Source organism: bacterium (assembly GCA_030654305.1).
Taxonomy (GTDB): Bacteria; Krumholzibacteriota; Krumholzibacteriia; order LZORAL124-64-63; family LZORAL124-64-63; genus PNOJ01.
Genome location: JAURXS010000483.1, coordinates 1 through 13,533, shown reverse-complemented (window position 1 = coordinate 13,533; position 13,533 = coordinate 1). Strand labels below are relative to the sequence as shown.

9 protein-coding genes are annotated in these 13,533 nt (G+C 72.2%); all 9 read right to left on the bottom strand.

The window, feature by feature from the left end:
* Nucleotides 1-236: 236 nt before the first annotated feature.
* Entirely contained in the window at nucleotides 237-818 is a 582-nt protein-coding gene (locus tag Q7W29_13800) for a hypothetical protein (GenBank protein ID MDO9172895.1), read from the bottom strand.
* Nucleotides 819-859: 41 nt separating this feature from the next.
* Nucleotides 860-2,929, bottom strand: a complete 2,070-nt coding sequence (locus Q7W29_13795) for a hypothetical protein (GenBank protein MDO9172894.1) — start codon at nucleotides 2,927-2,929, stop codon at nucleotides 860-862.
* Entirely contained in the window at nucleotides 2,926-3,777 is an 852-nt protein-coding gene (gene rsmA, locus Q7W29_13790) for a 16S rRNA (adenine(1518)-N(6)/adenine(1519)-N(6))-dimethyltransferase RsmA (GenBank protein ID MDO9172893.1), read from the bottom strand. The genes Q7W29_13795 and rsmA overlap by 4 nt, the downstream gene beginning before the upstream one ends.
* A complete protein-coding gene (locus tag Q7W29_13785) occupies nucleotides 3,774-4,577 on the bottom strand; it encodes a TatD family hydrolase (protein MDO9172892.1) in 804 nt (267 codons plus the stop codon). The genes rsmA and Q7W29_13785 overlap by 4 nt, the downstream gene beginning before the upstream one ends.
* Before the next feature lie 56 nt (nucleotides 4,578-4,633).
* Nucleotides 4,634-5,659, bottom strand: a complete 1,026-nt coding sequence (locus tag Q7W29_13780; protein ID MDO9172891.1) for a stage 0 sporulation family protein — start codon at nucleotides 5,657-5,659, stop codon at nucleotides 4,634-4,636.
* Nucleotides 5,625-6,818: a hypothetical protein gene (locus Q7W29_13775; GenBank protein MDO9172890.1), complete on the bottom strand. Its 1,194-nt coding sequence runs from the start codon at nucleotides 6,816-6,818 to the stop codon at nucleotides 5,625-5,627. The genes Q7W29_13780 and Q7W29_13775 overlap by 35 nt, the downstream gene beginning before the upstream one ends.
* Before the next feature lie 32 nt (nucleotides 6,819-6,850).
* Nucleotides 6,851-8,224, bottom strand: a complete 1,374-nt coding sequence (locus Q7W29_13770; protein ID MDO9172889.1) for a peptidylprolyl isomerase — start codon at nucleotides 8,222-8,224, stop codon at nucleotides 6,851-6,853.
* A gap of 73 nt (nucleotides 8,225-8,297) precedes the next feature.
* A complete protein-coding gene (locus Q7W29_13765; GenBank protein MDO9172888.1) occupies nucleotides 8,298-10,121 on the bottom strand; it encodes a peptidyl-prolyl cis-trans isomerase in 1,824 nt (607 codons plus the stop codon).
* A partial coding sequence (gene mfd, locus Q7W29_13760; protein MDO9172887.1) for a transcription-repair coupling factor occupies nucleotides 10,118-13,533 on the bottom strand: 3,416 nt, incomplete at its 5' end. The genes Q7W29_13765 and mfd, both read right to left, overlap by 4 nt.

The window sequence follows — 13,533 nt, the reverse complement described above, 5'->3', positions numbered from 1 at the left end:
GACGGCGGCACGGGCGGGTTGATCACGTCGTCGTCCGGGGAGAAGATGCAGCCGCCGGCCAGGACGACCAGGGTCGCCACGGCCGCCAGGCCGCTCAGCAACCGGGTGTGGTTTCGCATGGTGGTCACCTCCACATCTCAGGGGGCGCGCGGCTCGCGCGCCGCAGCAGTTTCGCTTTCGGGCCCCGCCGTACGCGGGGCGGATCTCTCTTGGATGATGGGTTCCATCATAGCATATCAACCGCTCGCTCGGCCACCTCCCGATGCTGCGAAAGCGCCCCGGCGCTGCCCCAAGGTGGGCAGGGGGGCGTGGGACACGGGGTCTTCCCCGCCCTGCTCGTCGAACCAGCGCGACAGGACCCAGTAGGTGCCGTCGAGCACGAAGTTGAACGTCACGCTGGCCCGGTAGGGCACGAAGCCGCCGCTCTCGGTCACCGTGACGGCATAGATCTCGCGGTATTCCGCGGTCGTGCCGGTGCTTCCCTCCGAAACCACCGTTTCGTTCAGGTTCGCCGCGATCCCGTCCACGTTGTTGAAGAAGCTCTGGATGAACGCGATTTCGGTCTCGCGGTTCCAGGTCGTCCAGTCCACGTCCGGGTACGACGCCTGGGTGTCCCCGTCCGGCTCGTAGCTGAAGTCCGCGGCGATCTGGCGCTCGTAGCCGGCGGCGTCCCGGTTCTGGAACGCGATCTCCAGGTTCGCCAGGACGTTCTGGGGCTGCGACTGGTCGAAGTACGTGATCGAGCCGCCCGTCGGCGGTTCCGCGCTCCGCGGCTCGAACAGGCACCCCCCCAGCACGGGGGCCAAGCCCAGGGACAAGATTATTATAGCAAGAAATGAGCCTCGACGATAGTGGGTCATCAAAAACTCCACTTCATCTGGATGTCGGCGTCCCAGTAGGCGCTGTTGTACTCCTGGACGCTCGGACCGTGGGCGAAGAACCGGTGGACGCTGGCCTTCAGGGTGCGCGTGCCGTCCTTGCTGGTCAGCTGGATCTGCCCGCCCACGCTGACCTGGCCGCTGAAGCGCTCGGTCTCGGTCACGCGCGCGCCGAAGGTCTCCTTGTAGTCGCGCGCCTGGTAGGTGGCGCCGTCCAGGGTCAGCCACGGGGTCGGCTTGTAGTTCAGGCTGACGTCGACCTTGGAGTTGTCCTGGGTCTGCTCGCGGCTGTAGTACGTGCGGCCGGCGGCGTCGGAGCGCGACTCCTTGGCGTTGGACTTGACGTCGAAGTCGTGGCGCAGGGTCACGCGCAGGCGGCTGTTCACCCGGATCGTGACCCTGGTGTTCAGGTTGCCGCGCTTGTTGTAGTCGTCCTGCTTGTCGATGCCCTCGAACCCGGAGTAGACGTAGTCGGTGAACTGGATCCAGACGCGGAAGCTCTGCGCCAGGTCCAGCCACGGCGCGACCGGCCAGGAGTAGCCGGGGGCGACCTCGTAGGTGTCCTTGACGCTGTTGTTGGCCGACCGCTCGCGCCGGATCGAGATGTCCTCGAGGTGGCGGGCGTCGAAGGCCAGGTTCACCTTGAAGAGGTTGTCGAAGGTCGTGTCGACCTTGAGGTTCAGGGTGGTCTCGAGCCGGTCGCGGTCGTTCTGGTTGAACATGCGCTCGGCGATCTCCTGCGACAGCCCCGTGGTGTAGGCCAGCCGCAGGTCGGTGTGCCGGAACAGGTCGTGGACCCAGCTGAACTTGAAGTCGCGGGACTGCGAGATCTGGCGGCCGCGCGGGTTGGTGGCGCCCTTGAAGGTCTGGTCGTCCCACTTCCAGAGGTAGCCGTACTGGAACTGGACGGAGTCCAGGCGGGTCGCCCGGAAGCCCAGGTCGAGGGTGGCGCGGTCCAGGTGGCGCTCCCGCATGCCGATGCCGCTGGCGCGGAAGCCGTTCTGCGACATGTCGCGGGCCAGCTTGGCGCCGAAGCTCACGCCCCACACGCGCAGGGCGTTGTCCCAGGCCAGGGTCATCGCGTCGTCGCTCTCCAGCTCCTTCACGATCTTCTCGTCCACGCCGATGGTGTCCACGACGCCGTTGGCGTTGCGGCGGTAGTCGAGGTAGCGCCGGTCGAAGTTCGAGCTCGCCAACGTGAACCCGCCGTTCCAGGCGCCCCGGTCGTAGTAGGCGCCGAAGCGCAGGGTGTCGCCGCTGGTGCTCGAGGGGTTCGTCTGCAGGCCCAGGGAGCGCTCGCCGCTCTGGGTGGCGCCGTACAGGCCGGTCCGCACGACGAGCCAGTCCCCGGCCGCGACCTTGGAGCGCAGCGCGCCGTCGAGCTGGCCCTCGGAGATGTCGTTGCGCATGCCGAGCTGCTCGGCCCGCTGTTCGGTGAAGGTGCCGCGGACGTTCACGTCGTGCAGCCCGCCGAGCAGGCCCAGGCCCGTGCGCTGGACCGTGGTGTTGGCCGTGCGCACGTCGCGCTCGTTGGCGGTGGTCAGGCCCGTGGCGTTGGTGACCTCGTCGCGGCTCCAGCTCTGGGCCAGCGAGAGGTTGGCCGTCAGGCTCTTCTGGGAGTCGGTGGTGTAGGTGAGCGAGCCGTTGCGGCGGTCGACGAGCTTCTCCTGCGACCGGTAGTCCTCGTGCGCCGTGCCCAGGTCGAGCGCGATGAGGCTCAGGTCGCGCAGCGCGAAGCTGTTGAGCAGGCCGGCCTCCCAGTCGACCTTTTGCATCTGGGCCCGCACCGCGGCATCGGCCGCCCGCTCCCAGCTCAGCACGAAGGGCGTCCCGCCGACCCGGGTGGTGTCCGCGGCCATGGCCCGGGCCGCGGCCGCCTGACGCTGCAAGTTGCTCATGGTCGGGGCGCCGCTCTCGGCGGCGGCGAGGCTGTCGGCCGCGGCCTGGGCCGCCGCCTCGTCGGGGTCGTCCTGCGCCGCGCCGACCGCGGCCGCCAGCAGCCACAGCAGCGCCAGCGCCGCGGCGATCCTCGTTCCCGGCCTGCACCTCAACGTCCGCCCTCCCCGGGAATGAGCCGGGCCAGTTCGCGCAGGGCCGCGCGCGGCGCCTGCTCGGGCCGCGCGTCGGGATCCACGCCCGCGGCGCGGCACCAGCCGGCCGCGGTCGCCTCGTCGACGCCGCACAGCGCGCGCAGGACGGTGGCCGTGCGCTTGCGCCGCTGCTGGAAGAGCCCCTTGACCAGGGCCCGGAACCGCGAGAGTTCCCCGTCGTCCCACGTGTCCGGCCGCGGGCGCAGGACGACCACGGCCGACACGACGTCGGGCCGCGGCCAGAACACCGCCGCCGGCACCTGCCGGCGCACCTCCACCTCGAACTGCGAGCCGAGCACCACCGCCAGCACGCCGTACTCCTTGCTGCCCGGACCGGCGGCCAGCCGGGCGGCCACCTCGCGCTGGATCATGAAGACCGCCCCGGCCACGCGGCGGCGGTGGTCGATGAGCGCGAACAGCACCTCGCTGGTCAGGACGTAGGGCAGGTTCCCGGCCACCACCGGCCGAGGACCGGCCAGATCCAGCGTCGCGGACCAGTCCAGACGCGCGATATCGGCCTCCACCAGCCGGAATCGTTCCCGTCCGGCCGTTTCCTCCCGCAGGAGGTCGCAGAGGTGCCGGTCGACCTCGACCGCGGTCACCGTCGCCCCGGCCTCCAGCAGCGGGAAGGTCAACGCGCCGCCCCCGGCCCCGAGTTCCAGGACGTCCGTCCCGAGCTCCAGGCAGTCGGCCGCGATGGCCCGCGCCAGGTTCCCGTCCAGCAGGAAGTTCTGCCCGCGGCGCTTGACCGGGCGCACGTCGTGGGCGCGCAGCAGTTCGAGCTGGCTGCGGTTCAGGGGCTCGCTCACGCCCACCCCCGCGCGCCGCACAGGCGGTCGACGTTGGCCCCGGTGATGCGCGCCAGCTCCGGCGCCGCGAGGCCGCAGATCTCCGCGACGCGGGCCGCGGTGAACGGCAGGAAGGCGGGTTCGTTGCGGGCGCCGCGGTGCGGCACCGGCGGCAGCCAGGGCGCGTCGGTCTCCAGGACCAGATGTTCGGGAGCGACGCCGGCCAGGACCTCCGGCAGGCCGCTGTTGCGGTAGGTCACCGGGCCGCCGATCCCCAGCAGGAACCCGTGCGCCACGCCCCAGGCGGCGTGCCCGGCCCCGCCGGCGAAGCTGTGCAGGATGCCGCCCCGCGCCGGCACGCCCGCGGCCTCGAGCTCGTCGACGATGTCGTCCTGGGCGTCGCGCACGTGCAGCACCACCGGCAGGTCGAGGCGCGAGGCCAGCGCGAGCTGGGCCCGCAGCGCCGCCCGCTGCGCCGGGCGCGGCGACAGGTCGCGGTAGAAGTCCAGGCCGATCTCCCCGATCGCCACCACGCGCGGGTCCGCGGCCAGCTCGGCCAGGCGCGCCAGGGCGCGCTCGCCGTCCGGCGTGACCGCCCCGTCCGCGTCGGCGATCACCAGCGCGTCGTGCGGGTGGACGCCGACGGCGGCCCGCAGGCGGCCGTCGCCCCGGGCCAGCGCCACCGAGGCTTCGCTGCTGGGCAGGTCGTAGCCGATGTTGATCAGGCGCGTGACGCCCGCCCGCGCCGCCCTGTCCAGGACCGCGTCGACCTCGCCGGCGAACTCGCGGCGGTCCAGGTGCAGGTGGGTGTCGGTGTACAAGCGTCCTCCGGCGACGGGCGGTGATGGGTCCGGGCCCGTGCGCGGCGGGCGGGAGGTCAGTGCTCGGTCGGCTCGTCGCGGTGGCAGGGTTTGCGCGGGCGCCGCTGCCGGCTGCGCGGCAGGTCCTGGCGCACGTCCCAGGTCATCTCGGCCGCGCCCAGCACCAGCGTCTGGGCGCCCTCGTCCAGCTGCACCGTGGCGGTCTCGCGCAGCAGGTCGAGCTTGCGGACTCGCCCCTCGCCGCGCGGGGTGGTCACGCGGGCGCCGACGCGCGGCATGCGCGCCAGCGATTCGAGGTACCCCTCGTGCTCGTACGACAGGCAGCAGCGCAGCCGCCCGCACAGGCCCGACAGCTTGTTCGGGCTCAGCGGCAGCTGCTGCCCCTTGGCCATCTTCAGGGTGACGGGGCTGAACTCGCCCAGGAAGCTGCTGCAGCACAGCTCGCGCCCGCAGATCCCCATGCCGCCCTTGATCTTCGCCTCGTCCCGCACGCCGATCTGCCGCAGCTCGATGCGCGTGCGGAAGATCGCGGCGAGGTCCTTGACCAGCTGCCGGAAGTCGACGCGCTTCTCGGCCGTGAAGAAGAAGGTGATCTTGTTGCGGTCGTACTGGCGCTCGACCGTCACCAGCTCCATCTCGAGGCGACGCTCCTGGATCTTCTCCAGGCAGATGTCGTAGCACTCCCACTCGTCGGCGCGGTTCTCGTGCAGGCGCTTCAGGTCGTCCGGCCCGCAGGTGGCCAGCACGCCCTGGCGCGCGGCCTCACGCCGCCAGACCTCCTTGCCGGGGCCGACGTAGCAGACGCGGCCCATGTCGCGGCCGCGGTCCGCCTCCACCATGCAGTAGTCGCCCACGTCGAGGCCGACCGCGCGGCGGTTGTGGTAGCAGGCCTTGCGGTGTCCCTTGAACTGCACCATGACCAGGGCGTCGGGATCGGACGCCGGCGACGCGGCGGCGTGCGGCGCCTCGTACGACGCATCGTACGACGCTTCAAGCGGCGCGTCGTGCGGCGCGTCTTGCTGAGCCGCGGGCGCGGCGGCGTCGGGCTCAGGCCCGCGCGGCGGCTCGATCCAGTCGGACATGGTCGCTCAGCTCCTGGAACAACACGGCCATCACCAGGCCGAGATTGAGGCTCTGGTCGATCTCGCGCCGGGCCTGCTCGACCGCGTCGATGTCGCGCAGCAGGCCGGCGGGCGTGCGGCGGCCCGCGAGGTCCGCGATCAGGGCGGCGTCGCGGGGCAGGCGCGGCTCCCAGCCGTCGCCGCGCGCGGCGCAGCCCAGGATTTCACTGTAATGGAGATGCATCTGCTCGCAAAGCTGAATCGCCCGGTCACGGCGCTCGGACAGCTCCTTGGCGACGCCGGGGCGGGTCACGCCGTCCGCGGCCTCGGCCAGCAGCTCGGCCGGCACCGCCCCCTTGTGCAGCATCTCGGCCGCGATCTGGGCCGTGCCGAGGCGGCCGGCGTCCAGGTCGGCGACGAGCCCGCGGGCCCAGGCCCGCAGCGCGCGCGACAGGGTCAGGCGGTAACGGGCCGCGCGGCGGGCGTCCCCGTCCGCCGCCAGGGCGTGGTCCGCGGCCTGCGCCGGCGGCAGGTCGTAGAGGTCGACCAACAGCCGCGCCAGCTCCTCGCGCGGGTAGGGCTCGAAGGCCACGCGCTGGCAGCGCGAGAGGATCGTGGGCAGGACCGCGCCGCGCAGGCTCGACAGCAGCAGGATCAGCGCGCCGGGCGGCGGCTCCTCGAGCGTCTTGAGGAAGGCATTGGCGGCGCCCGCGCGCAGGCGGTGGGCGTCGCCGACGATCGCCACCTTGTGCCGGCCCTGGAACGGCTTCAGGCGCAGGAACTGCAGCACCGACCGGATCGTGAGCGGTCCGGGCCGGTCCGGGTCGCCGATCAGCACCTCGCTCGAACCGGCGAACGACGGGCGGTGGAACGGGTCCTCGGCCTTGGCCGCCAGCAGTTCGCCGACCTCGGCGTCGGCGAGGGACGCCGGCGCGGGGCAGATCCACTGGATGTCGGGATGCTGGAAGCCGAGGGCCTTGCGGCAGCTCTCGCACGCGGCCTCGCGGCGGCAGGCCTCGGGGTCGGCGCAGTTGATCAGCCGGGCGATCTCCAGGGCGGTGAGCTCCTTGCCGCTGCCGTCGGGCCCGACGAAGAGGTAGCTCTGGCCCAGTTTCCCGGACCGTTCCAGGTCCAGGAAGCGGCCGACGACCGGCTCACGTCCGGCGAAGCGCTGCAGCAAGCGACGGCCTCCCTGCCGGCGGGCGCCGGCTCTCAGTCCTTGCGGTCGACGGCGAACCGCGCGCGCAGGCCCTCGACGTAGACGGCCAGGGCCTCCTGCAGCTTCTGGGACTCGACGGCCTGGCGCACCTGGTCGCGCAGCTCCTCGAAGCCCGCGCTCGCGCCGGCGGTCCGTTCGCGCACCAGGAAGATGTAGAAACCCGCCGGGGTCAGGAACGGCGGCGTGATCGCGCCCGCCGCGGCCTCGGCCAGGTGCTCGCGGATGGTCGGCGACAGCTCGTCCAGGACGAAGGTGCCGAGCTCGCCGCCGCGCGGGGCGGAACCGGGATCGACGCTGACCTCGGCGGCCACCTTCGCGAAGGGCTCGCCGGCCGTGAGGCGCGCGTGGGCGGCCTCGGCCTCGGCGCGCGAGCGCGCGACGTCGTCCTCGGTCACTTCGATGGGGAAGAAGATCTGGCTGATCTCGCGCCCCTCCTCCCCGACCTTGTCCACGTGCACGACGTGCAGGCCGCGCTCGGTGACCACGGGCTGGGAGGTCTCGCCCTCCTGCAGCGAGAACACGGCGTCCTCCAGCGCGCGGCTGAACAGTTCGCCCGGGCGGACCAGGCCGATGCGGCCGCCGGCGCCGGCGCCGGGGCCCGCGGTGTGGCGGTCGGCGACCGCGCCGAAGGCGTCGCCGCGGCCCAGCTCCTGCATCACGGCCCCGAGCTTGGCCTGCAGATCGCGCTGGACCTCCGGCGAGGGCTGCACGGCGATCAGGATGTCCGAGAGGGCCAGGGTGTCGGGGGCCGCGGGGACCTCGTCGCGGTGGGCCGCGTAGTAGGCCTCGACCTCCTCCTCGCGCACCTCGATGCCCGGCCGGATGAAGCGGTTGACCACGGCCCGCATGTAGTGCTGGTCGCGCAGCTGGGAGGCGGAGCGGCGGCGGTAGTCGTCCAGGGTCATCGCGTTGTCCGCCAGCTCCGCCTCGAGCCGCGCCTGCGACCCGTAGTAGCGCACGAGCTGGTCGATGTTCGCCTGGACCTCCCGCTCCACGGACTCCTCGCTGATCTCGATCTCCTCGCGGCGGGCGGCCGCGATGATGAGCTTGCTCTCGATCAGCCGGTCGAGGACCTCGGCGCGCACCGTCGCCTCGTCCTTGTCGTCGGGGGCGCCCATGTTGCGGGACTCGAGGTGGTAGAGGGCGATCTCGCGCTCGAGGTCGCTCTGCAGGATCGCCTCCTCGTCGACGACGACCATGATGCGGTCGACCAGCTCGGGGGTCGCGGTCGCCATCGTCGCGGTCGCCGCCGTCGTGTCCGGCGCCGCCGCGGACGCGGCGTCCTGGGCCCGGGCCGCCGGCGCTTTCGCCGAGACCGCCGCCAGCGCCAGGGCCGCCGTCGCCATCCATCGCCGCGCTGCCATCATGCCTGCTTCCTTTCAAAGTGGGCGCCGGGGAGAGGCTCCCCCCGGCGCCCGCGACACCTCTGGGCGTCCGGCGCTACTTGGACGCCGGCTTGGACGCCTGCAGCTGCTCCCAGGAAGGCAGGGAGTCCAGGACGCGGTCGTTGATCTTGATCGGGTACTCGTTGCGCCACTGCGCCAGCAGCGTCTGCAGGGCCTCGTCCTGGCGCTTGCGCTTGACCCTCGCCCCGACGTCGTTGATCACCTCGTCGAGCGGCTTCTGCCGCCCGGGCGTGGCGTTGTCGAGCATGACCAGGCACCAGAGGTCGTGCGACGGGAACGGCGCGCTGACCTCGCCGGGCCGCGTCAGGGCGAAGAGCCGGTCGCGGTCGGCCGACTGCGCGAGCTCGTTGATGGAGATCTGCCCTTCCGGCGTGCCGCCGGTGGACTTGTTGCGGGCCGCGAAGACGGTGCTCCAGGGCTGGCCGGCGGCCAGGTCGGCGGCCGCCGCCTCGGCAGCGGACTTGTCCGCGCACATCATGATGCGGCCGCGGCGTTCCTCGGGCACGCGGTAGACCGCGGGGTTCTCCTCGTACAGGGCGCGGATCGCCTCCATGCTCACGTGCTCGTCGTACTTCACGACCTCGTCGTGGAACAGCGACAGCATGTGCTGCTCGCTGCGCTCGTTCGCCTCGGCGATGACGCGCGGGTCCTTGTCGTAGCCGCGCTCGCGCGCCTCGGCGGCGTAGAGGGCCTGGTCGACCATGTCGCCGAAGAGCTTGTTCTTCACGCCGCCGAGCAGGGTGTTGCGCTTCGGCCGCTGGAAGACGCTCATCTCGTCGTACTTGGCCTTGTAGTCCCCGATGGTCCAGACCTGGGGCTCCTGGTCGGGGTCGGGCCGGAAGCTGAAGAAGAACCGCCCCAGCTCCGACGCCGGGACGTCGAGGGGCCGCAGCCGCTCCTTCTCGACGGGCTTCTGGGTCGCCTGGTCGAGGTAGGGCTCATCCTCGGGCATGCCGTTGAAGACGATCCACAGCGCGGCGTCGTCGTACTTGAACTCGTGGCGCTCGCGGCTCTCCTTGATGAAGGTCGCCTCGCGCAGCTTGGCGCGCTTCTGGGAGATGGTCGCGCGGATGCGCTCGCGGTACTCGTCGTCCAGGGGGCGCTCGCGCACGGTCTGCACGCTGTCCAGGCGCACGACCCAGTAGCCGTAGACGCTCTCGATGGGGCGGCTGACCTCGCCGACCCCCAGCTCGAAGAGCGGGCGCTCGAACATGTCGTCGGCGGTGCCGAACTGCAGTTGCATCCGGTAGTCGTTGGAGGGGCCGCGCGACCCGTCGTTGTACTCCTCGGCGACGGTCTCCCACAGGCCGCCGTCAAGCACCGCCTGGCGGGCCTTGGCGGCGTCGGCCTCGAAGTTGCAGATGATGAACTCGAAGTGCCGGACCTGCGTGCGGCGGTCGTGGTAGGCCTTGATCTCCTCCGCCGACACCTCCTCGCCCGGCTTCTGGATCAGGTCGGTGCGCATCACCTGGGTCGACTGGTAGTAGACGACCGCCTCGATGAGCTTCTTGACGTCCTCCTGCTCGTCGTAGCCGAGCTCCTTGGCCTTGAGCACCATCAACTCCTTGTTGATGATGACGTCCAGGAACGCGCGCCGTCCGGCCGGGGTGGCGGTGTCGAAGGCCTTGCCCTCCGCGTCGCGGGGCAGGTCGTTCGCGGCCATCTTCTGCAGGCGGGACTGGTAGTAGCCGGCCGTGACCTTGCGTTCGCCGACGTTCACGACGACGCGCCCGTCCTCCTTGTCGGCGCCCGCCGCCGGTTTCTCGGACTTGCCGCCGCAGCCGGCGGCTCCCAGGACCAGCGCGAGCGCCGCCGTCGCGGCGGCCGCGGCGAGGAACCTGCGTGCGTTCGAGGTCATGACGTCTCCTTCACTCGACTCAGGGGTTTCGAGGGCACGGCGGCGGCCGGATCGCCGCCCGCGTCCTCGCGCAAACGATCGATGAGGTCCAGGATGTGATAGGCGGCAGCCGGGGCGTCGTCGCGGGTCGCCGGGATCTTCAGCTCGAGCTGGTCGACGGCCCTGAACATCAGCCCCTTGGGACCGGTTCCCATCAAACCGCGGAGTATAAGGGGGGAGGGCTCCCTCCCGCCAGCGAAAAACAGGCTCAGCTCCCGCCGGCCGACCCGGATCTCCTCCACGCCGTTGCGGGCCGCCAGGGCCCGGATCCGCCCGATCTGCAACAGGTTGGCGACCGGCGGGGGCGGCGGGCCGTAGCGGTCGCGGATCTCGTCCGCGACCAGCCGGAAGCCGCGATCGTCGGCGATCCGCACCAGGCGGCGGTAGAGGTCCATCTTCTGCTCGGGGTCCCCGATGTAGTCGTCGGGCAGGTAGGCCGGCAGTTTCAGGTCGATCTTGACGTCCAGCGCCGTCGCGCGCCCGTCGCCCCGCAGCTCGGAGACGGCCTCGTCCAGCAGGCGGCAGTAGAGGTCGAAGCCGATGGCCTCGAGGTGCCCGTGCTGCTCCTGGCCCAGGATGTTGCCGGCGCCGCGAATCTCCAGGTCGCGCATCGCGATGTGGTAGCCGGAGCCCAGCGCCTGGAACTCCTGCAGCGCCGACAACCGCCGCCGCGCGTCCTGCGAGAGGGCCTCCCCCGGCGGCGTCATCAGGTAGGCGAAGGCGCGCTGGCTGGAGCGGCCGACCCGGCCGCGGATCTGGTAGAGCTGGGCCAGGCCGAAGCGGTCGGCGCGGTCGATGACGATCGTGTTGACCCGCGGCATGTCCAGCCCCGACTCGATGATCGTCGTGGTGACCAGCACGTCGAACTCCTGGGCCAGGAAGGCGGCCATCACCCGCTCCAGCGCGTCCTCGTCCATCTGGCCGTGGGCGACGCAGACCCGGACGCTGGGCAGCAGCTCGCGGACCTTCGAGGCCGTGGCCTGGATCGTCTCGACCCGGTTGTGCACGAAGAAGACCTGGCCGCCGCGGTGCAGCTCGCGCAGGATCGCCTCCTGCAGCACCTCCTCGCTGTAGGCGCAGATCTCGGTGTGGATCGGCAGGCGGTCGCGCGGCGGGGTGGTGATCAGCGACATGTCGCGCGCGCCCATCAGCGAGAGGTACAGCGTGCGCGGGATGGGCGTGGCGCTGAGGGTCAGCACGTCCACCTCCTTGCGCAGCTGCTTCAGCCGCTCCTTGTGGCGCACGCCGAAGCGGTGCTCCTCGTCGATGACCAAGAGGCCGAGCCGCTGGAAGCGGACGTCGCGGGACAGCAGCCGGTGCGTGCCGATCAGCACGTCCAGCTCGCCCTCGCGCGCGCGGCGCACGACCTCGCGCTGCTCGCGGGGCGACTGGAAGCGGCTCAGCACCGCCACGCGGGCCGGGAAGTCGCGGTAGCGCTCGGCGAAGGTCTCGCCGTGCTGGTGGGCCAGCAGCGTGGTGGGGCAGAGCACGGCGGCCTGGCGCCCCGCCTCGACCGCCTTGAAGGCGGCGCGCATGGCGACCTCGGTCTTGCCGTAGCCGACGTCGCCGCAGACCAGGCGGTCCATGGGCTGCGCGCGCTCCATGTCGTGCTTGACGTCGGCGATGGAGGTGAGCTGGTCGGGAGTCTCCTCGTGCAGGAAGGACTCCTCGAGCGAGCGCAGCAGGTCGCCGTCGGGCGGGAAGGCGAAGCCGGGCAGGCTCTGGCGCGCGGCGTAGAGGTTCAGCAGCTCGGCCGCCATGGCCTGGATCGCCTTGCGCGCCTTCTTGGTCACGCGGGCCCAGGACGCGGTGCCCAGGCGGCTCAGCTCCGGCGCCGCGGCGCGGTCGCTGCTGAAGCGTTCGACTAGGCCGATCTTCTCGACCGGGACGTAGACCTTGTCCCCGGCCGCGTACTCCAGCAGCAGGCACTCGCGCTCGGCGTCCTGGACCGTGATGCGCCGCAGGCCGCGGTACAGGCCGATGCCGTACTCGACGTGGACCACGTACTCGCCCGCCTGCAGGTTGCCGGAGTCCTTGACCACCGCGCCGCCGCGGAAGCGGGCGCGGGCCGGGCGCTGGTAGCGGTCGAAGAACTCGTGGTCGGTCACCAGGGCGAGCCCGGCCGCCGGCCACAGGAAGCCCTCGGCGAGGCGGCCCACCACCGGCATCGCCGCGGGCAGGGCCCCTTCCTGTTCCAGCAGCAGCTCGGCGAGGCGGCTGGCCTGCCCCTGGTTGTCGCAGAGCACGCAGGCGAAGCGGCCCTCCTTCTCCCACGCCGACAGCGCCGCGGCCAGCCGCGCCACGTCGCCGCCGCGCAGGCCCGGGCGGTGCGTGTCGAAGCGCGCGGTCTCGAACGCGTCGCGCTCCAGCCAGCGCACGGGGTCGTCCCCGACCCAGCCGCCGCTCAGCGCGGCCTGGGGCAGCGTCAGGACGGCCAGTTCGCCGGCCGGGGCCACCAGTTCGGCGGTGTCCGGCAGCCAGGGGTCGTGGCGCAGGCGCGTCTCGCGCAGGCGCGGGATCTCCTCGTCCAGCAGCTCGGACTGCGCGGCCAGCGCCGCCGGGTCGCTCCAGATCAGGCAGGCGTCGGGGGGCAGGTGGTCGGTGAGCAGGGCGGTCGCGCCGAACAGGGGCAGGAAGGCCTCGAGGCCGGCGGCGTGGACGCGCTCCTCGAGGCGGGCGTCGAGGTCCAGCCGGTCGTCGTCGGCCAGCTCCCCGTCCTCGACGAGCTGCTCGACGCGCAGCTGCGCCTCCAGGACGGCTTCGTCGTCCAGCACGAGGTGGCTGACCGGCAGCACGTCGATCCGCTCGAGCTTCGCCAGCGTGCGCTGGGTCGAGGGGTCGAAGGTGCGCAGCGAGATGATCTCGTCGTCGAAGAACTCCACGCGCAGCGGGTGGTCCCCGGGCGGGAACAGGTCGATGAGCGCGCCGCGCCGCGCGTACTCGCCGGTGCGGGCGACCAGGCCGACGCAGGCGTAGCCCAGCTCCCCCAGCCGCGCGCAGAACCCCTCGCGGTCGTGGCGGCCCCCGACGGCCAGCGCGAGCGTGGCCGCCGCCAGGCGCGACGGCGACAGCCCCCGCTGGCGCAGACCGTACAGCGAGGTCACCGCGAGCGCCGGCGCGCCGGTGCCCAGCCTCGCCAGCCCGGCCATCAGGGCGCCGACCAGCTCGGCGTCCGGCGACTGGCGGTCGTAGACGAGCACCTCCTGCTGCGGCAGGTAGACGACGTCGCCGGGCCCGAGCCAGGCCTCGAGGTCGTCGGCCAGCCGTAGGGCCGCGTCGCGCGACGGCGCCACCACCAGCGCCGCACGGCGCTCCCGCCGGAACCAGTCCGCGAGCAGCAGCGACGCCGACGAGCCGTGCAGCCCGCTGAGGA